This is a genomic window from Kutzneria sp. NPDC052558 (genome assembly GCF_044547355.1).
In the GTDB taxonomy this organism is placed as follows: Bacteria; Actinomycetota; Actinomycetes; order Mycobacteriales; family Pseudonocardiaceae; genus Kutzneria.
This window is the reverse complement of sequence record NZ_JBIUAG010000029.1, coordinates 1-18,095: the sequence shown is the minus strand read 5'-3', so window position 1 is coordinate 18,095 and position 18,095 is coordinate 1. Positions and strand designations below refer to the sequence as shown.

Genomic DNA, 18,095 nt, shown 5'->3' with positions numbered 1-18,095 from the left:
GGGAGAGCAAGGCGATGACCGCACCGGACACCAGCCAACCGACCGTCACCGCGGCACTGGTGCACGACATCATCGCGGAGTTGACCGCATCGGGCGCGGCGTTCGAGGTGAGCGAGACTCAGCTTGACGGCAGCACCTACCGCGCCTACACGAACGCGCCGGCCACCGTCCTCGATGTGCTGGACGCGGGACGCGGCCGCGGCGCGGCCGACTTCCTGGTCTTCGAGGACGAACGCTGGACCTTCGAGCAGTTCTTCGCCGCCGTGGACGCGCTGGCCACCGTGCTGCACGACCGCCTCGCCGTGGCGCCAGGCGACCGGGTCGCCATCGCGATGCGCAACTGTCCCGACTGGCTGATCGTCTTCGCCGCGGCCGTGCAGGTGGGCGCGGTGGTCGTCCTGATCAACAGCTGGGGCTCGCGGGCGGAGCTCGAGTACACCTTGGACGACTGCGCCGCATCGGTGCTGGCCGTGGATCTGCGCAGAGCCGAGCTGATCGCCGATTCGCCGGTCGCCGCCGCGATTCCGGTGTTGTTCAGCGCGGTCGACGGGCCCGCCGCGCGGTCCGGCCTGACTCTGCCGCCGATCCGCGAGCTGATCACCACCGGCTCGGACGGGGCCGTCCCGCGGGTGGTCGCGGACCCCGCGGATGTGGCGATGCTGCTCTACACCTCGGGCAGCACGGGCCGTCCCAAGGGCGTCGTGTACCGCAATGTCGTCGCGGGTCAAACCCTGATGAACATGCTTCTCACCGGGTTCGTGAACATGCGGCTCGGTGGAGCCGGCGGACTGGGCAGCCCCGGCGGCGAGGCGCAGCTGATCACGGTGCCGTTGTTCCACGCGACCGGGCTGTTCAGCGGCCTGCTGCTGCCGTGCGTGCTCGGGCACAAGGTGGTGCTCATGCGCAAGTGGGACGCCGCGACCGCGTTGACGCTCATCCAGACCGAGGGCGTGACGACGCTGTCGAGTGTGCCCGCGATAGTCAAGGACCTGCTGACCCACCCGGCGGTCGCGCGCCACGACCTCTCGACGCTCATCCGCGTGTCCGCCGCCGGCGCCGCCACCCCGGTCGACCTGCCCGACCTGCTGCGCGACAAACTGGGCATCGTCGCGCGGGCCGCGGGCTACGGCCTGACCGAGACCACCACCGTGGGCGCGACGATGAGCGGCGCGGTGTTCGATCTCAAACCCCTGTCGTGCGGGATCCCCTCCCCCATCATCGAAATCCGCGTCGAGCCGCTCGACGATCGATCGCCGGCGCTGTCCGGAGACGGCGAGATCCAGCTGCGCGGCGTCACGGTGACGCCGGGGTACTGGCGAGCGGACGCGCTGACCCGCGACGCGTTCACCAGCGACGGCTGGCTGCGCACTGGCGATCTCGGACACCTGGACGACGACGGGTTCCTCCACATCAGCGGGCGCAGCAAGGAGATCGTCATCCGCGGCGGCGAGAACATCGCGCCCGTCGAGGTCGAGAACGCCGCGTACCTGCATCCCGGGGTCAAGGAGGTGGCCGTCGTCGGCGTCCCCGACGACGCCATGGGCGAGGAACTCGCGATGGTCTGCCACCCGTTCGCGGACTGCGATCTGACCGAAGCGGAGCTGCGCCGGCACCTGCGCACGGTGCTGCCGAAGTTCAAGGTGCCCAAACACATCACGTTGACCGACACGCCGCTGCCGCGCAACGCCAGCGAGAAGATCCACCGGTTCGCGGTGCGGCAACGACTTGTCGAGGGGTGACCATGGGACCACTCGCAGGAGTCCGGGTCGTGGAACTGGCCGGGTTCGGACCGGGGCCGCACGCGGCGATGATGCTCGGCGACTGGGGCGCCGACGTCGTCCGCATCGTCCGCAAGGCCGCCGACGGGACACCGCAGGACCTGGTCGGGGACGCGCAGCTGCGGAACCGGACGGTGGTCGCGGCGGATCTGAAGAGTCCGGACGACGTGGCGGAAACCCTTGACCTGCTTCGGTTCGCCGATGTGCTCATCGAGGGTTTCCGGCCGGGAACCGTCGAGAAGCTCGGATTGGGCCCGCGGACCGTCACCACCGTCAACCCACAGCTGATCTACGCGCGCATCACGGGCTGGGGCCAGGACGGTCCGCGCGCCGCGACCGCGGGCCACGACATCAACTACGTCTCCGTCACCGGGGTGCTGGCCGCGATCGGCGAACCTGACCGGCCGTCGGTGCCGCTCAACCTGATCGGCGATCTCAGCGGGGGCTCGCTGTTCCTGCTCGCCGGCATCCTCGCCGCGCTGCACGAGCGAACGCGGTCCGGGCTCGGGCAGGTGCTGGACGTGGCCATGGTCGACGGGATCAGCACCTTGGCGCAGCAGATCTGGAGCCTGCGCGCCATGGGCGTGTGGGAGCCGCAGCGGTCAGCCAACCTCATCGACGGCGGCGCCCCCTTCTACGGCGTGTACGAGTGCGCCGACGGGGAATTCGTCGCGGTCGGAGCCCTGGAACACAAGTTCTACGAGATCCTCGTGGCCGGCCTCGGACTCGACGCCGCCGCGCTTCCCGACCGCGATGACCGCCGCCGCTGGCCCGAACTGCGGCAGATATTCGCCCAGACCTTCAAGGCCGAGCCACGGGACACCTGGTGCGCGCGGTTCGCCGGCGCCGACGCCTGCCTCACTCCCGTGCTGTCGATGGACGACGCCCTCGAAGAACAACAGCTTCGTCATCGGCGGCTCTTCGCCGATCCGCCCCACACGATGCCGGCCCACACGATGCCGGCCCAGACGATGCCGGCCCAGATGTTCGGCCGAAGTCGTTGTGCGCAGCCCACACCGCCTGGTTCGCGGACCGCGGCGCTGGCCGAGGTGATCCGGCAGTGGACAGGAGACACGGACTCCTAGACCGGTGGCCGCGGCCTCGTCCCCGTCGCTATCCCGCCTTGTGCGGGATGCACTGCACGGCGCCGCCGTCCACGACGAATTCGGCGCCGGTCGCGTACGAGGACTCGTCACTGGCCAGGAACAGCACGAAGTTGGCGACGTCCGCCGGCTGGCCGGGCCGGCCGAGCGGAATGGTGATCATGTCGTCCGGGATGCCCTCGGTCAGCGGCGTGCGGACCAGGCCGGGGTGGATCGAGTTGACCCGCACGCCGTGCGGCGCCAGTTCCAGGGCCACCGACTTGGTCAGGCCGCGCACCGCCCACTTCGACGCCACGTAGCCGTGGGCCCAGGGCGTCCCCCGCAGGCCCTCGATGGACGAGACGTTGACGATCGAGCCGCCGCCGGCCGCGATGATCGCGTCGGCGGCGGCCCGCATGCCCAGGAACGTGCCGGTGAGGTTCACGTCGATGATCCGCCGCCACTGGCCGAGGTCGAACTTCTGGAGCGAGCTTCCGTTGACGATGCCGGCGTTGTTGACCAGGACGTCCAGCTTCCCGAACTCCCCCACCGCCGCGTCGACCGCGGCCGCCCACTGGTCGGGTCGGGTCACGTCGAGATGGACGTGGCGCGTGTCGGGCCCAAGCTCCTCGGCCAGCGCCTTCCCCTCGTCGTCGAGGATGTCGCCGATCACCACCTTGGCGCCCTCGGCGACGAGCAGGCGGGCGTCCGCCGCGCCGATGCCCCGCGCTCCGCCGCTGATCAGGGCGACCTTGCCGCCAACACGTCCCATGACCTTCACCTCTCGTTGTCGACGAACAGCCCGTTGCCGGTGACCAGCGGCAGATCGAGCGTCGTGCGGATGCCGGGCTCGGCCGCCACCACCGCGGGAATCGCGTTCACGACCCGGCCCACACCCGCCAGGATGGCGGCGTAGTTGTGGTCGCCGAAGCGACTGCTGGGACAGATGTCCACCGTGTAGGAGGGCTCTCCCACGATCTCGACCCGGTAGGAGCCGCCCGGCCGGGCCGGCTGAGCCCAGTCGGGACGGAGATCCCCGCGCAATCGCGTCACATGCTCGACGATGACGGCGGGCCGTCCGTTCACCATGCCGCAGACCTCGAACCGGAGGGCGGCGAGCCCGCCCTCGGGGATGTGGCCGGCGGCGACGTCGAAGGCTTCCGGCGCCGGCTCACGCTGGTAGGACTCGACAACGTCATCGAGTTCGACGCCGAGACCGGCCGCCAGCTGGCGGATGGTCACGCCCCAGGCGAGGCTGAGCACGCCGGGACGCAGCAGCATCGGCGTCCGCTCCGGCGGCGCGCCGAAGCCCATGACGTCGAACAGCACGGCTGCGCCGTCGTAGCTCGCGTAGTCGGCGATCTCCAGGCAACGCACCTGTTCGACCAGCCGGCACGTGCCGGTGAGCGCGAACGGGATCAGGTCGTTGGCGAATCCCGGATCCACGCCGCTGACGAACAGGCTCGCACCGCCCGCCCGTGCGGCGGATTCCAGGGGTTCGACGTACTCGTCGGGAAGAACGCCCCAGGGGTGGACGAGCACGGTCGGCGCGGTTCCCACGACGTTGCAGCCGGCCGCCAGGATCTGCCGGCAGTCGGCCAGGGCCGCCGCAAGCCTGTTGTCTCCCAAGGCGCAGTAGACGACGCAGTCCGGTTCGGCGGCCAGCACGGCGGCGAGGTCGAGCGTCGCCTCTACGCCGGTGGCGGCGTCGAGGCCGGCGAGCGCGGCCGCGTCCTGGCCGGCCTTGGCCTCGGCGGACACGCAGACCCCGGTGAGGTCGAACCTCGGGTCCTCGATGAGCTAGGCCAGCGCCAGCCGGCCGGCGTTCCCGGTGCCCACCTGAGCGACACGGATCGGTGTCGCCGTCCTCGCACCAGGCCAGGCGCGGCCCACGGGTCACGGCTCTTCCGGGTCGACGACGGAGGCTTCGGGCGAGATCTCGACCGCGTTGAGGTGAACGCCCCGCGGCGCGGACACCACCGACACGATGGCGTCGGCGATGGCCGACGCCCGCAGCGCCCGGGGATGGCGGGCGTGGCCCCACACCTGCCACTTGGCGATGAGGAACTCGAACTCCTCGGCCGAGAAGCCGGTGCCCATCTCGCTGCGTGTCGGCCCGGGACGCACGATCGACGCGCGCACGCCGGTGCCCTCCAGCTCCATCTGCATCGCGTGGGCCATGCCCTCCAGGCCCCACTTCGACGCGGTGTAGGCCGACGTGAACGGCCGGGCCCGTCGCGCAACGTCGGAGGAGACGAACACGATGTCGCCGCGCCGGCGGCCCACCATGGCTGGCACGAACGCGCGGACCAACCGGTGCGCGCCCATCAGGTTCACGTCGATCTCGCGGCCGAACTCGTCGGTGTCGACCTCGTGGACCGCGCCCACCGCGAGGCCGCCGGCGTTGCTCACGACGACCTCGATGTCGCCGAGCGACCGGGTCGACTGCTCGGCGAAGGCCTTGACCGAGTCCGGGTCGGTGACGTCGAGGGCGTGCACGACGGCCTCGCCGCCGGCGGCCCGAATCCGCTCGGCCACCTCGGCGCACCGGTCCACGCGCCGGGCGCCCAGGGCGATCGGGCACCCGGCGGCCGCCAGGGCCAGCGCGGCGGCGGCGCCGATACCCGAGGACGCCCCGGTGACCACGGCCGGCCGGCGGTCGGGATGCTGGAACCTCATCGCTTCGTACACATCTGACTGGACACGTGTCCACACTATCGTCAGGACGGCAGTCCAGCAATGGCCGATCCCGATCGGGACGCGCCGGCCGGCGGCTGAGCGACACTCACCCGACTAGCAGCGGGCCCGCACGGACTTGGCCGCGGCGTCGGCCACGAGCAGCAGCTGCGACAGGACGTGGCGCTGGTCGAAGTCCTTGCTGCGGCCCTTGACCACGAGCGCGACGTCGGGGGCCTCGTCGTTGCGGTACAGCGGCACGGCCAGGCAGGTGGTGGTGGCCCCGACCCGCACCGAGTAGGGCTGCTGTTGAATCTTGCGCAAGTGCCGGACCAATTGTGCGGATTGATCCGAATTGTCGCCCCAATCGTCGAACTGGCGCCGCGACGCCTCGGTGCTGTAGGCCAGCAGCAACCGGCCGGCCGCGGTGTCGGCGGCCCGCTCGCAGCCGTTCTCGTCGCTGGGCGTCCACGCCCCGCCGTGGCCGTGCACGCGATGCGTGAATACCACCATCGAACCCTTGAGCACGGCCAGGCTGCTGGTCAGGCCGGTCTTGAGCAGCAGGTCGCCGAGGAACGGCGCGAAGTCGTGCAGGGCCTGGCCCCGCGGGTCGGCGGTGGGCACCTCGGTGTGGCGCCGCCAGCTCGTCTCGTAGGGAGGGGCGGTTTCGGCCCGACTGTCCGGGGCAGCCCATAGCCATGACCGGTATCCATGACCCACTGGCCGACCTGTCGGCCGAGGGCGTCTCCGTCTGGCTCGACGACCTGTCCCGGGAGCTGCTCGCCGGCGGCCGGCTGGCCTCGCTGATCGCCGACCGGCACGTCGTCGGCGTCACCACCAACCCCACCATCTTCGCCTCCGCGCTGTCCCGGGGCGAGCGCTACGACGACCAGCTGCGCGAGCTCGCCAAGCTCGGGGTCAGCGCGGACGAGGCGATCTTCACCATCACCACCGACGACGTGCGCGCCGGCTGCGACGCCCTCGTCGACACCTACCTGCGCACCGGCGGCAAGGACGGCCGGGTGTCGATCGAGGTGGCTCCCCGCCTGGCCCACGACACCGACGCGACGGTGGAGATGGCCCGGCTGCTGTGGCGAGCCGTCGACCGGGAGAACCTGTTCGTCAAGATTCCGGCCACGGACGAGGGCCTGCCGGCGATCACCGAGGCCACGGCGGCGGGCATCAGCGTCAACGTGACGCTGATCTTCTCCGTGGCCAGGTACCTCGCGGTCGTCGACGCCTACCTGACCGGGCTGGAACGGGCCCACGAGGCCGGGATCAGCCTCGGCGGCATCCGGTCGGTCGCGTCGTTCTTCGTCTCCCGCGTCGACACCGAGATCGACGCCCGGCTGGACCGCACGAACGACCCGCGGGCGCAGGAACTGCGCGGCCGAGCGGCGATCGCCAACGCACGCGTGGCGTACCAGGCCTACGAAGACCTGCTCGCCTCCGACCGCTGGCGCGCGCTGGCGGAGCTGGGCGCGAATCCGCAACGTCCACTGTGGGCATCGACCGGTGTCAAGGACCCCGCCTACCCCGACACCATGTACGTCACCGAACTGGTCGCGCCGGACACCGTGAACACCATGCCGGGCGCGACCCTGGAGGCCTTCGCCGACCACGGCCGCGTCCTCGGCGACACCATCCGGCCGCACTACGACGAGGCCCGGCATCTGCTGGACCTGTTGACCCGTTACGGCATCGACGTCGACAAGGTCGCCGACCAGCTCGAACAGGAAGGCGTGGCCAAGTTCGAGCAGAGCTGGGGGCAGCTCGAGGAGACCGTGAGCGCCGCGCTGCACCCGGCGTGACCGGATCCCGGGCAGCGTTGCCCGCATAGTCCGCCGGCGCGCCGGGTAGCCGGAGTCATCGGTTGTCGAACCCGAGGAGCCAACAGTGGGCGTTCGCCGGTGGATCGGGTCCTGGCCGGTGTACCGGCAGCTGCACGGCGACGACCCGCTGGGCCGCGGTTCGGCAGTCACCTCCCCCGCCACGCGTGGCCTGACCGCCCGGACCGAGACGGCCGACCGCGTGGCCAAGTCGGTATGCCCGTATTGCGCGGTGGGGTGCGGCCAGAACGTGTACGTCAAGGACGACAAGGTCGTGCAGATCGAGGGCAATCCCGATTCCCCGGTCAGTCGCGGCCGGCTGTGCCCCAAGGGGGCGGCCAGCCTCCAGCTCACCACCGGCGAGTCCCGTCGGCACAAGGTGCTCTACCGCGCCCCGCACGCCGCCGACTGGGCGGAGATCCCCCTGGACCAGGCCATGGAGATGGTCGCCGACCGTGTGCTCAAGGCGCGGGCGCAGGGGTGGCAGGACGAGCAGGACGGCGTCCGGGTGGCGCGCACGATGGGGCTGGCCAGCCTCGGCGGGGCCACGCTGGACAACGAGGAGAACTACCTGATCAAGAAGCTCCTCACGGCGCTGGGCGTGGTCCAGGTGGAGAACCAGGCCCGGGTCTGCCACAGCGCCACCGTCGCCGGCCTCGGCACCTCGTTCGGCCGGGGTGGGGCGACGATGTTCCTCCAGGACCTCCAGCACTCGGACTGCATCGTCATCCAGGGCTCGAACTTCGCCGAGGCGCACCCGGTCGGCTTCCAGTGGGTGATGGCGGCCAAGGCCCGCGGCGCGAAGATCATCCACGTCGATCCCCGGTTCAGCCGGACCAGCGCGCTGGCCGACCTGTTCGTGCCGATCCGGCCGGGCACCGACATCGCCTTCCTCGGCGGCGTCATCAACCACGTGCTCAGCACCGGCAAGCACTTCCACGACTACGTGGTCAACTACACCAACGCCGCCACCATCGTGCGGGAGGACTTCCGCGACACCGAGGACCTCGACGGCGTGTTCTCCGGCTTCAACGAGCAGACGCGGCACTACGACTTCGACACCTGGCAGTACGAGGGCGTGGAGATGACCGCCGCCACCGGTGATCGCGACCAGGGCTACAACGAGCACAGCAGCGGCGGTGAGAGCCAGCACCGCGCCGGCAAGGCCGAGGGCCGGGGTTCCGGCGGCGTCGGCCTGACCGGCAGGCCGCAGACCGATCCGACGCTGCAGAACCCGCGCTGTGTCTTCCAGATCCTCAAACGCCACTACGCCCGCTACACGCCCGAGCTGGTCTCCGAGATCTGCGGCACGCCGATCGAGAAGTTCCATGCCGTCTGCGACGCGCTCACCGAGAACTCCGGCCGCGACCGCACCAGCGCCTTCGCCTACGCCGTCGGCTGGACCCAGCACACCGTTGGCTCCCAATACATCCGCACCGCCTCGATCCTGCAACTGCTGCTGGGCAACATCGGCCGGCCCGGCGGCGGCATCCAGGCGTTGCGCGGGCACGCCAGCATCCAGGGCTCCAGCGACATCCCCACGTTGTTCAACCTGCTGCCCGGCTACATCCCGATGCCCCACGCGCACGCCGACGAGACGCTGGACGACTTCGTCGAGGCCGACGCCGCCGAGACCGGCTACTGGGCCTACATGCGCTCCTACCTGGTGAGCCTGCTCAAGGCCTGGTGGGGCGACAAAGCCCAGCCGGACAACGACTTCTGCTTCGACTACCTGCCGCGCATCACCGGCTCGCACGCCACGTACGACACGGTCATGGAGCAGATCGCCGGCAACTGCAAGGGCTACTTCCTGATGGGCGAGAACCCGGCCGTCGGCTCGGCCAACGCCAAGATGCAGCGGCTGGGCATGGCCAACCTGGAGTGGCTGGTGGTGCGGGACTTCTCGCTGATCGAGAGCGCCACCTGGTGGCAGGACGGCCCCGAGATCGAGTCCGGCGAGCTGCGCACCGCCGACATCGGGGCCGAGGTGTTCTTCTTCCCGGCCGCCGCGCACACCGAGAAGTCCGGCACGTTCACCAACACCAACCGCTGGGTGCAGTGGCACGAGCAGGCCGTCGAGCCGGCCGGCGACGCCCGCAGCGACCTGTGGTTCATGTTCCACCTCGGCCGGATCATCCGGGAGAAGCTGGCCGGGTCCACCGATCCCCGCGACCGCCCGGTGCTGGACCTCACCTGGGACTACCCGCTGCTGGGCGAGCAGGCGGAGCCGGACGCCGCCGCGGTGCTGGCCGAGATCAACGGCTTCGACGCCGACGGCAGGCATCTGGGCTCCTACAAGGAACTCAAGGACGACGGCTCGACCTCGTGCGGCTGCTGGATCTACTGCGGGGTGCACGCTGACGGCGTCAACCAGGCCGCCCGCCGCAAGCCCGGCCACGAGCAGGACTGGATCGCGGCGCAGTGGGCGTGGGCGTGGCCGGCCAACCGGCGGATCCTCTACAACCGGGCGTCCGCCGATCCGGACGGAAAGCCCTGGAGCGAAAGGAAACGCCTGATCTGGTGGGACGGCGGGAAGTGGACCGGCCACGACGTGCCCGACTTCGACGCCGACAAGCGGCCCGACTACGAGCCGCCTGAGGACGCCCGGGGCGCGGACGCCCTCGGCGGCCGGGATCCGTTCATCATGCAGGGTGACGGCAAGGCCTGGCTGTACGCCCCGGCCGGCCTGGACGACGGCCCGCTGCCCACCCACTACGAGCCCCAGGACTCGCCGTTCGTCAATGCCCTCTACCCGCAGCAGCGCGACCCGAGCCGGCTGGTGCTCGACAGCGAACACAACCGCTACCACCCCACCGGGTCGCCGGTTTTCCCTTACGTGGTCACGACATATCGGCTCACCGAGCACTTCACCGCCGGCGGCATGACCCGGTGGACACCGTATCTGGCCGAGCTGCAACCGGAGTTCTTCTGCGAGGTGTCGCCGCGGCTGGCTGAGGAACGCGGCCTCGAGCACGGCGGGTGGGCGACGATCGTCACCGCCCGCAACGCCATCGAGGCGCGGGTGCTGGTGACCGATCGCGTCCCCACGCTGACCGTGCAGGGGCGCGAGGTGCACCAGATCGGCCTGCCGTACCACTGGGGCCCCAACGGCCTCACGACCGGCGACGCGGCCAACGAGCTGACCGCCATCGCCCTGGACCCCAACGCGCACATCCAGGAGGACAAGGCGCTGACCGCCGACATCCAGCCCGGCCGCCGCCCGCGCGGACGGGCCCGCCTGGATCTCGTCCGCGAATACCAGCGGCAGGCCGGCATCACCGACCACACCGGCATGGAGGTGTGAGCATGGAGCGGATGGGCTTCTTCACCGACACCAGCGTCTGCATCGGATGCAAGGCCTGTGAGGTGGCGTGCAAGGAGTGGAACGCGGTGCCGGAGGACGGCCTTTCCTTCACCGGCAACTCCTTCGACAACACCGGCGGGCTGAGCGCCGACACCTGGCGGCACGTGGCGTTCGTCGAGAAACCGGCCGTGGACCTGGGCATGCCGACGATCGGACAGTCCACTCCGGACTTCCAGTGGCTGATGTCCTCCGATGTGTGCAAGCACTGCACCCACGCCGCCTGTCTGGACGTGTGCCCGACCGGCGCGCTGTTCCGCACCGAGTTCGGCACCGTCGTGGTGCAGCAGGACGTCTGCAACGGCTGCGGCTACTGCGTGCCGGCCTGCCCCTACGGGGTGATCGACAAGCGGGAGGACGACGGCCGCGTCTTCAAGTGCACGATGTGCTACGACCGGCTCGGCGCCGGCCAGGAACCGGCCTGCGCCAAGACATGCCCTACCGAGTCCATTCAGTTCGGCCCGCTCGACGAGCTGCGCGACCGGGCCGCCGCCCGCGTCGAAGAACTGCGTGCGCAGGGGGTCGAGCAGGCCCGGCTGTACGGCGAGAGCCCGGACGACGGGGTCGGCGGGGCCGGCGCGTTCTTCCTGCTGCTGGACGAGCCCGAGGTGTACGGACTGCCGCCGGATCCCGTTGTCACGACCCGGGATCTGCCGTCGATGTGGCGGCACGCGGGCGTGGCCGCGGCGACTCTGCTGGCCGGCCTGGCGGCGACGTTCTTCGGAGGCCGGCGATGAGGGACCACAGCCCGTTCCGGCAGCCGGCCACGCCGGACTCCTACTACGGCCGACCGGTGGTGAAGGCGGCCGTCTGGTCCCCGGTCGACATCGGCGGCTACCTGTTCCTCGGCGGCCTGGCCGGCGCGTCCTCGGTGCTCGCCGCCGGGGCCGACCTCACCGGCCGGCCGGTGCTGGCACGCGCCGGGAAGATCGCCGCGCTCGGGGCAATCTCGGCCTCGGCGGCGGCGTTGGTGCACGACCTCGGCCGGCCGGCCCGGTTCGTCAACATGCTCCGGGTCCTCAAGCCGACCTCGCCGATGAGCGTCGGCTCCTGGCTGCTCGCCGGCTACGGCCCGGCGGCCGGTGTGGCGGCGGCGACCTCGGTCACCGGCCTGTTCCCCGGCGTCGGCCGCGCCGCCACCGTCGGCGCGGCCCTGCTCGGGCCGGCGGTCGCCTCGTACACGGCGGTGCTGATCTCCGACACCGCGACGCCCGCCTGGCACGGCGGCTACCGGGAGATGCCGTTCGTGTTCGTCGGCTCGGCCGCAGCGGCCGCCGCCGGGCTCGGCATGATCACCGCCGGCCCCGCCGAGGCCGGTCCGGCCCGCCGCGCGGCGGTGTTCGGCGCGGCTCTCGAAACCGTTGCCATGCACCGGATGCGGTCGAGCCTGGGCATGATCGCCGAGACCCACCACCAGGGCGCCGCCGGGAAACTGCTCAAGGCCGCCGAGGTGCTGACGATCGGCGGCGCGGTCACCGGCGCCGTGCTGGGCCGCCGCAGTCGCCTCGCCGCCGCCGTCGCCGGCGCCGCCCTGCTGGCCGGTTCCGTCTGCACCCGGCTCGGAGTGTTCCAAGCCGGCGTGCAGTCGGCCGAGGACCCGAAATACACCGTCACGCCACAGAAATCGTGACGCCGACTCCGGTCCTCATGGGGCGATTCGTCACGCGCTCCCCACTGCCAGCGGGTCGCTCGGCGCGGCCGCCTTGGCGTCGGCCATGCGTGCGCCCAGTTCCTGCAACTGCTTGCGCCCCATGGCCTTGCGCACCTGGGGGAACCAGTCCTGCTCCTCCTCCTCGACGTGGTGGCGGACGTTCTCGATCAGCACCGTCACCTTGGCGTCGAAGTTCTCCGCCTCGGGCGCCAGCTTGTCCAGCTCCGAGAGCATCCACATCACCACATGGTGCTCCTCGACGCTCTCCAGCACGTGATCCTCGGTTTCCGGCACCGCCTCCCTGGCGGCCGGATAGAAGATCGTCTCCTCGATGTAGGCGTGCGTGGTCAGCTCCCTGACGATGGAGTCGACCAGCCGCCGCTTGGTGACGAACGCTCGGTCGCCGGCCTGCTCGAACTTCTTGAACAGGCCCTCGACGGTCTTGTGGTCTTCCTTCAGCAACACGATGGCGTCGGTGGTCACGGTTGACTCCTCCCGAAAGTCGACAAGCCCCGCCGTCGCCGGTCGGAGCGGATCGGTGGGCGGCGGGGCCCGGTCAGGGAATTGCCCGGTTCGAACGATCCGAAACGCCCGAGCGAGCGCCGCCCGCCTCCCCAGCGGGTGAGAAGCCACGCGCAGCGGGTATCCGGCCGGCAACCCCGGAGGAGGCCCATGACCAGCGAGAGCAGCCCGGAACGGGACACCCAGCAGCGTCTGGCCCGCAACGTCGGCGAACTGTTGCAGGAGCTGCGCGTCGCCCAGAACGGCGTGCAGGTCCTGTTCGGTTTCCTGCTGTCGGTCGTGTTCACCGACAGCTACCGCAAGGCCGGCGACTTCGTGCACGTCACGCACGTGGTTGTCGTGCTGCTCACCGCCGCCTCGGTCGGCTTCCTCATCGCCCCGGCCGCCTGGCACCGACTGCTGTTCCGACGGGGCGCCCGCGAGTCCATCGTCAACCACGCGAGCAGATTCGTCGTGATCGGCCTGATCCTGTTGGCCGCGGCCATGTCCGGCGCCGTGCTGCTGATCGGCTACGTCGTGTTCGGCGGGATCGTCGGCGCCGTGCTCGGCGGGGTCATCGGGCTGCTGTTCGCCCTGCTGTGGTTCGCCTGGCCGAAGACGTTCGACGGCGAGCGCTCATGACGGGACGGAGACGTTGAGGCGGCCCAGGATGGCCAGATCGTCGACGGCGCCCCAGCGCTCGGCGATCTTCCCGTCGGCGAACCGCGCCATCACCATGCCCCGGGTCTCCACCCGGTGTCCGGTGGCGGCCACGCCGTGGAAGCGGCCGCGCTGGGTCCCGCTCAGCCGGTACACCATCGCCACGAACTCGCCGTCGGCGATGACGACGTCCTCCTCCAGGTGCAGATCCGGAAAGCACTCGCTCAAACCGACAAACGACCGCCGCAGGCCCTCGAAACCGCCGCCGTGGTCCGGCGCCGGGTCGTGGTCGACCAGGTCGTAGGCGTACACCTCGTCGAGGCGGTCGAACGCCTGCCTGTTCACCAGGTCCAGCAGCAGCCGGAGGGTCCGCACGTTCTGTTCCCGAGTCATCGCCGGCATCCTTCGCGTTGTCGTAGTCCACTGGTCGGGGCGACGTCGGCTTCCCCTCCACTGGCACTACCCCGTCACAACCCGGATAACCCGAACGGAAGCGGGTAGCCCCCGTCATGACCGAGACGAGCTTCCGCAGCCGCGCCGACGCGAGCCGGCTCATCCTGCTGGCAGAGGGGATCCTGCTGATGCTGCTCGGCGTCGTAGCGGGGTTCGTGCCGACCCCGCCCGGGGACGTCGCCGTCGTCGCCGGCTTCCAGATCAACCAACTGCACGCGATCGCCCTCGCCATCACCGGCCTGCTCGCCGTGCTGGTGAGCGTGCGCCGCCGACTCGTCCTTCCCTTCGCCGTGCTGCAACTGCTGGCCTACGGCGCCGCTTTTCTCTACGGGGCCAACATCCAGGGCCAGCGCACCCCGGACGGCTGGCAGTTCAACCAGGCCGACTCCTGGCTGCACCTGGGCATCGCCGTCGTCGCACTGGTCATCGCCATCACCGTGGGCGCGACCGCCGCGCAGCGCAAGCGCGGGATCGCGGCGAAATGACGTACGGCTACCACACCCTCGCCATCGGAGGAGACACTGATCATGATCGGCTACACCCTGATGACCGAACAGGCCGGCCCGCGTGACCTGGTCGAACACGCGGTCCGCGCCGAGCGGGCGGGTTTCGACTTCGAAGTGATCAGCGACCACTACTCCCCATGGCTGGCCGAGCAGGGACACGCCCCCAACGCGTGGGCGGTGCTCGGCGCGGTCGCCCAGGCCACCGAACGCGTTCGGCTGATGACCTACGTCACCTGCCCCACCATGCGCTACCACCCCGCCGTCGTCGCCCAGCAGGCCGCGACCGTGCAACTGTTGTCCGACAACCGGTTCACGCTCGGGCTCGGCTCCGGGGAGAACCTCAACGAGCACGTGACCGGCCGGGGATGGCCGCCGGTCAACGTGCGGCACGAGATGCTCAGCGAAGCGCTGGAGATCATCTCCCGCCTGTTCAACGGCGGCCACCTCGACTTCGCCGGGCGACACTTCCGGGTCGACTCGGCCAAGCTGTGGGACCTGCCCGAGCAGCGCGTGCCGGTCGGCGTCGCGGTGTCGGGCCAGCAGTCGGTGGAGCTGTTCGCGCCCAGCGCCGACCTGATGATCGCCGTCGAGCCCGACGAGGCGCTGTGCCAGGCCTGGCGGCAGGCCGCGCCGGACGCCGACCGGATCATCGGCCAGGTGCCCGTCTGCTTCGACCGGGACGAGGCCGCGGCCGTCCAGCGCGCCCACGAGCAGTTCCGCTGGTTCAGCGGCGGCTGGAAGGTCAACTCCGAACTGCCCGGGCCGACCGCTTTCGCCGGCGCCACCCAGCACGTGCGCCCCGAGGACGTCGCCGCCTCGATCCCGTGCGGACCGGAAGTCAAGCCGATCGTCGACGCCGTGTCGACGTTCCTCGACGCCGGCTTCACCGACGTGGCCCTGGTCCAGATCGGCGGCGACCACCAGGACGACTTCTTCACCTTCGCCCAGCAGGAACTGCTTCCGGCGCTCCGCGAGCGCTGACCCGACCCCAGGACATCACCGCGCGCCGAGCCGTTTGCCTGCGCGAGTTGGAGACCGCGCGAGTGGCAGAGTGATGTCCATGGACTACGTCCCCCACTTCAGACGGGAGATCGCGGCCTTCCAGGACGCGATCCGCCGGGCGGGCGCCGATGGCGCTCCCCCGGTCCCGTCCTGCCCCGGCTGGTCGACGTCGGACCTGCTGGCACACCTGGGCCGCGTGCAACGATTCGTGATCCACATCATCGAGCGGCGGCTGGCCGCGCCCCCCGACCCGGCCGACCGCGCCATCCTCAACCTGCCCGCCGACACCAGCGGCTGGCCCGCGCCGGAGCATGCGCCCAACCAGGGTCCCGTGCCGCCAGGCCTGGTCGACTGGTTCGCAGACGGGGCCTCGACGCTGGAAACGCTGTTCAGCAGCCGCGACCCGGACGAGCCGGTGTGGACGTGGTCGCCGGAGGGGACCGTCGGCTTCTGGTCACGGATGCAGACCATCGAAGCGGCCGTGCACCGTTGGGACGCCGAGAACGCCATCGGGGCGGCCCAGCCGATCGACGGCGACCTCGCCGCCGACGCCATCGAGCACACCTTCACCGTCATGGCCGCGTTCCGGCGCGCCCAATCCGAGGCCCCGGCCGGGCTGGGCGAAACCCTCCGCTTCCGCCGTACCGACGGCCCGGACGTCTGGACCGTGCAGTTCGACGGCGACGCCGTCCGCCTCATCGACCCCACCGAGCCCCGCCACGTCGAACTGTTCGGCACCGCCTCGGACCTGATGCTCTTCCTCTGGCGCCGAATCCCCGCCGACGACCTTCACGGCATAGTCGGAACCCGCGCGGTGCTCAACCGCTATTTCACGCTCGTGCCGCCGATGTGACCTTGGTGGTCGAAGCGGCGGATTGGGGATGGGGTGAGGGGTGTTTGAGGGGGGCGTTATCCAGGCTACTCCGGGGGCAGTTTGGTTAGTGACTCCGGGTGGATTTTGCGCGGAGACCTCTGGGCGATGGCGTATCAAGGCGCTATCGGGCAGGCTCCGCCTGCCTCGATACGCAAGAAGCTTATGCCATCGCCCCCCTCCGCGCAAAATCCACCCTCCGGAGCCTGAAGGTGTAGATCATTGTCGCCGTGGTGCTGTGGGTGGGGTCGTCGTGATGCTGTTTGTGGGGTCGTGATGCTGTTTAGGGGGTCGTCGCGATTATGCATGAAACGGGACTTCACCCATTAGTGGTTCGATTTGGATCTTGACCGGGCGTATGATTGAGGCATGGAAGAAATCACCCGAGAGCTGGAATCCGCTGAGCCTTCGGGAGCGATACTGGACCTGCTCCTTGGCGCGGATCTCTCCACCCTCACACCCGAGCAACAAGTCACCGCGTTCGTCATGGCCCGCAAGATCACGGCGGTTGCCGACCACGCTCGGCTGTGCATTCTCCGGAATTTCGACGACCTGGCCGAGATGTCCATGGCCACCCACGAGTCCGAACAGTCCCTGTTCCGACAGCAGGAGCGCGCCCAGGTCCTGGACCGGCTGCCTCGGCTGTGTGAGCAGCTGCGACGCGGGGAGATCGACCTGCGCCGCCTGGAGACCGTGGACGAGCGGGTGGTCCACCTCGACCCCGCCACGATCCCCCAGATCGAAGACCAGCTGGTGGATGTTGCTGCTGAGCTGACCCGCACCCAGTTGGCCCGCCGGACCACCAAGCTGGTCGCCGAGGCCGACCCGCTCGGCTACGAGCAGCGCCGCCAGAAGGCCCGCGACAAGGAACGCCGGATCGAGTTCTACCCCCTGCCCAACGGCATGGCCGAGCTGCGGATCCGCATGTCCGCGATCGACGCCCGCCAGTGCTACGACATCGCCACCGCTGATGCCCGCGCCCTGTGCAAGGACTGCCGCACCACCGACCAGAAACGAGTCGACGCCTTCCTGGACCGGTTCCTGGGCTACGGCATCGACCGCAAAGTCCAGGTCCACGTCACCCTGTCCATGGAGACGTTGATGGGCCTGACCGAGGACCCGGGCCTGCTGGATGGCTACGGCCCCATCGCCGCCGACTCCGCCCGCGAACTGGCGATGCTCGGCCCGTGGCGCGGGGTCCTGCTCGATGAGTACCAGCGGGCCGCTGCGATGGCCACCCACCTCTACAAACCCCCAGCCCGCTGCCGCGAGTTCACCAAACTCCGCGACGGCGGCACCTGCTGCGCCCCCGGCTGCATCAACCCCATCCAAGAAATCGACCACACCATCCCCTGGCCGAAAGGCAAGACGAACCCGGACCAGCTCAAGGGCTACTGCCAACACCACCACCACATCAAACACGGCAACCACACCGTCACCTTGGATGAGGACGGCACCCTGCACTGGGTCACTCCCCAGGGCCGCCACTACACCACCCAACCCCACCAGTACTGACCACCACGCAGTCCCACCCCGCCCTACCGCCCCCCGTCGCACTCGTTCTTTGACAATTCCACAGCGGACCGAAACTCCCCCTCCAACAACACAAAGCCGGTAACCTGCGAAAGCGACTGGCAACACAGACTTTCCACTTCGACAATCGGAGGGTGGATTTTGTGTGGAGGGGGGCGATGGCATAAGCTTCTTGCGTATCGAGGCAGGCGG

The 18,095-nt window shown here is 70.1% G+C and carries 17 protein-coding genes; 11 read left to right on the top strand and 6 right to left on the bottom strand.

What is annotated here, in order from left to right:
* Positions 1 to 14: 14 nt before the first annotated feature.
* Together ACIG5F_RS37575 and ACIG5F_RS37570 are read left to right on the top strand one after the other, a co-directional pair.
* On the top strand, positions 15 to 1,739 hold the full coding sequence (locus ACIG5F_RS37575; protein ID WP_396524778.1) for a class I adenylate-forming enzyme family protein: 1,725 nt from the start codon (positions 15 to 17) through the stop codon (positions 1,737 to 1,739).
* A 2-nt stretch (positions 1,740 to 1,741) separates the two neighbouring features.
* Entirely contained in the window at positions 1,742 to 2,863 is a 1,122-nt protein-coding gene (locus tag ACIG5F_RS37570; RefSeq protein WP_396524777.1) for a CaiB/BaiF CoA transferase family protein, read from the top strand.
* A 28-nt stretch (positions 2,864 to 2,891) separates the two neighbouring features.
* On the opposite strand, the gene ACIG5F_RS37565 is transcribed toward ACIG5F_RS37570, so the two are convergent.
* The 4 genes from ACIG5F_RS37565 to ACIG5F_RS37550 form a co-directional block, all read right to left on the bottom strand.
* Positions 2,892 to 3,632 carry a glucose 1-dehydrogenase gene (locus tag ACIG5F_RS37565; protein WP_396524776.1) on the bottom strand — a complete coding sequence of 247 codons (741 nt, stop codon included), beginning with the start codon at positions 3,630 to 3,632 and terminating at the stop codon, positions 2,892 to 2,894.
* A gap of 5 nt (positions 3,633 to 3,637) precedes the next feature.
* Entirely contained in the window at positions 3,638 to 4,621 is a 984-nt protein-coding gene (locus ACIG5F_RS37560) for a diacylglycerol kinase (RefSeq protein ID WP_396524775.1), read from the bottom strand.
* Positions 4,622 to 4,756: 135 nt separating this feature from the next.
* Positions 4,757 to 5,539, bottom strand: a complete 783-nt coding sequence (locus ACIG5F_RS37555; protein WP_396524774.1) for an SDR family oxidoreductase — start codon at positions 5,537 to 5,539, stop codon at positions 4,757 to 4,759.
* A gap of 114 nt (positions 5,540 to 5,653) precedes the next feature.
* The gene (locus tag ACIG5F_RS37550; RefSeq protein ID WP_396524773.1) at positions 5,654 to 6,160 is read right to left on the bottom strand and encodes an IclR family transcriptional regulator C-terminal domain-containing protein; all 507 of its coding nucleotides are present in this window, start codon (positions 6,158 to 6,160) and stop codon (positions 5,654 to 5,656) included.
* Positions 6,161 to 6,234: 74 nt separating this feature from the next.
* Here ACIG5F_RS37550 and tal point away from each other — a divergent pair, with 74 nt between their 5' ends.
* The 4 genes from tal (at position 6,235) to nrfD (ending at position 12,356) form a co-directional block, all read left to right on the top strand.
* Positions 6,235 to 7,347, top strand: coding sequence for a transaldolase (gene tal / locus ACIG5F_RS37545; RefSeq protein ID WP_396524772.1), 1,113 nt, complete (start codon positions 6,235 to 6,237; stop codon positions 7,345 to 7,347).
* An 85-nt stretch (positions 7,348 to 7,432) separates the two neighbouring features.
* Positions 7,433 to 10,669, top strand: coding sequence for a formate dehydrogenase (fdh, locus tag ACIG5F_RS37540; RefSeq protein ID WP_396524770.1), 3,237 nt, complete (start codon positions 7,433 to 7,435; stop codon positions 10,667 to 10,669).
* 2 nt (positions 10,670 to 10,671) lie between these two features.
* Entirely contained in the window at positions 10,672 to 11,463 is a 792-nt protein-coding gene (locus ACIG5F_RS37535; protein WP_396524769.1) for a 4Fe-4S dicluster domain-containing protein, read from the top strand.
* The gene (gene nrfD / locus ACIG5F_RS37530) at positions 11,460 to 12,356 is read left to right on the top strand and encodes an NrfD/PsrC family molybdoenzyme membrane anchor subunit (RefSeq protein WP_396524768.1); all 897 of its coding nucleotides are present in this window, start codon (positions 11,460 to 11,462) and stop codon (positions 12,354 to 12,356) included. Before ACIG5F_RS37535 ends, nrfD begins: the two co-directional genes overlap by 4 nt.
* Positions 12,357 to 12,386: 30 nt before the next feature.
* Here nrfD and ACIG5F_RS37525 read toward each other — a convergent pair whose 3' ends face one another.
* Positions 12,387 to 12,860, bottom strand: a complete 474-nt coding sequence (locus tag ACIG5F_RS37525) for a hemerythrin domain-containing protein (protein ID WP_396524767.1) — start codon at positions 12,858 to 12,860, stop codon at positions 12,387 to 12,389.
* 189 nt (positions 12,861 to 13,049) lie between these two features.
* Between ACIG5F_RS37525 and ACIG5F_RS37520 the strand changes: the two genes are divergently transcribed.
* Positions 13,050 to 13,520 (top strand): DUF6328 family protein, encoded by a 471-nt coding sequence (locus ACIG5F_RS37520; RefSeq protein ID WP_396524766.1) that lies wholly within the window; start codon positions 13,050 to 13,052, stop codon positions 13,518 to 13,520.
* On the opposite strand, the gene ACIG5F_RS37515 is transcribed toward ACIG5F_RS37520, so the two are convergent.
* On the bottom strand, positions 13,515 to 13,931 hold the full coding sequence (locus tag ACIG5F_RS37515) for an ester cyclase (protein WP_396524765.1): 417 nt from the start codon (positions 13,929 to 13,931) through the stop codon (positions 13,515 to 13,517). The two genes, ACIG5F_RS37520 and ACIG5F_RS37515, sit on opposite strands and share 6 nt — an antisense overlap.
* A 116-nt stretch (positions 13,932 to 14,047) precedes the next feature.
* Here ACIG5F_RS37515 and ACIG5F_RS37510 point away from each other — a divergent pair, with 116 nt between their 5' ends.
* From ACIG5F_RS37510 to ACIG5F_RS37495, 4 genes are all read left to right on the top strand, one after another.
* On the top strand, positions 14,048 to 14,476 hold the full coding sequence (locus ACIG5F_RS37510; RefSeq protein ID WP_396524764.1) for a DUF4383 domain-containing protein: 429 nt from the start codon (positions 14,048 to 14,050) through the stop codon (positions 14,474 to 14,476).
* A gap of 39 nt (positions 14,477 to 14,515) precedes the next feature.
* Positions 14,516 to 15,478: an LLM class F420-dependent oxidoreductase gene (locus tag ACIG5F_RS37505; protein WP_396524890.1), complete on the top strand. Its 963-nt coding sequence runs from the start codon at positions 14,516 to 14,518 to the stop codon at positions 15,476 to 15,478.
* A 79-nt stretch (positions 15,479 to 15,557) separates the two neighbouring features.
* Positions 15,558 to 16,352: a maleylpyruvate isomerase family mycothiol-dependent enzyme gene (locus ACIG5F_RS37500; RefSeq protein ID WP_396524763.1), complete on the top strand. Its 795-nt coding sequence runs from the start codon at positions 15,558 to 15,560 to the stop codon at positions 16,350 to 16,352.
* A 387-nt stretch (positions 16,353 to 16,739) separates the two neighbouring features.
* A complete protein-coding gene (locus ACIG5F_RS37495) occupies positions 16,740 to 17,885 on the top strand; it encodes a DUF222 domain-containing protein (protein ID WP_396524762.1) in 1,146 nt (381 codons plus the stop codon).
* Positions 17,886 to 18,095 lie beyond the last annotated feature (210 nt).

What these genes read in the sequence shown, in the direction of transcription:
- ACIG5F_RS37575 (WP_396524778.1), top strand. Translation starts at nt 15, where the DNA reads ATGACCGCACCGGACACCAGCCAACCGACCGTCACCGCGGCACTGGTG.
- ACIG5F_RS37570 (WP_396524777.1), top strand. Translation starts at nt 1,742, where the DNA reads ATGGGACCACTCGCAGGAGTCCGGGTCGTGGAACTGGCCGGGTTCGGA.
- ACIG5F_RS37565 (WP_396524776.1), bottom strand. Translation starts at nt 3,632, where the DNA reads ATGGGACGTGTTGGCGGCAAGGTCGCCCTGATCAGCGGCGGAGCGCGG.
- ACIG5F_RS37555 (WP_396524774.1), bottom strand. Translation starts at nt 5,539, where the DNA reads ATGAGGTTCCAGCATCCCGACCGCCGGCCGGCCGTGGTCACCGGGGCG.
- tal (WP_396524772.1), top strand. Translation starts at nt 6,235, where the DNA reads ATGACCGGTATCCATGACCCACTGGCCGACCTGTCGGCCGAGGGCGTC.
- ACIG5F_RS37535 (WP_396524769.1), top strand. Translation starts at nt 10,672, where the DNA reads ATGGAGCGGATGGGCTTCTTCACCGACACCAGCGTCTGCATCGGATGC.
- nrfD (WP_396524768.1), top strand. Translation starts at nt 11,460, where the DNA reads ATGAGGGACCACAGCCCGTTCCGGCAGCCGGCCACGCCGGACTCCTAC.
- ACIG5F_RS37520 (WP_396524766.1), top strand. Translation starts at nt 13,050, where the DNA reads ATGACCAGCGAGAGCAGCCCGGAACGGGACACCCAGCAGCGTCTGGCC.
- ACIG5F_RS37515 (WP_396524765.1), bottom strand. Translation starts at nt 13,931, where the DNA reads ATGACTCGGGAACAGAACGTGCGGACCCTCCGGCTGCTGCTGGACCTG.
- ACIG5F_RS37510 (WP_396524764.1), top strand. Translation starts at nt 14,048, where the DNA reads ATGACCGAGACGAGCTTCCGCAGCCGCGCCGACGCGAGCCGGCTCATC.
- ACIG5F_RS37500 (WP_396524763.1), top strand. Translation starts at nt 15,558, where the DNA reads ATGGACTACGTCCCCCACTTCAGACGGGAGATCGCGGCCTTCCAGGAC.
- ACIG5F_RS37495 (WP_396524762.1), top strand. Translation starts at nt 16,740, where the DNA reads ATGGAAGAAATCACCCGAGAGCTGGAATCCGCTGAGCCTTCGGGAGCG.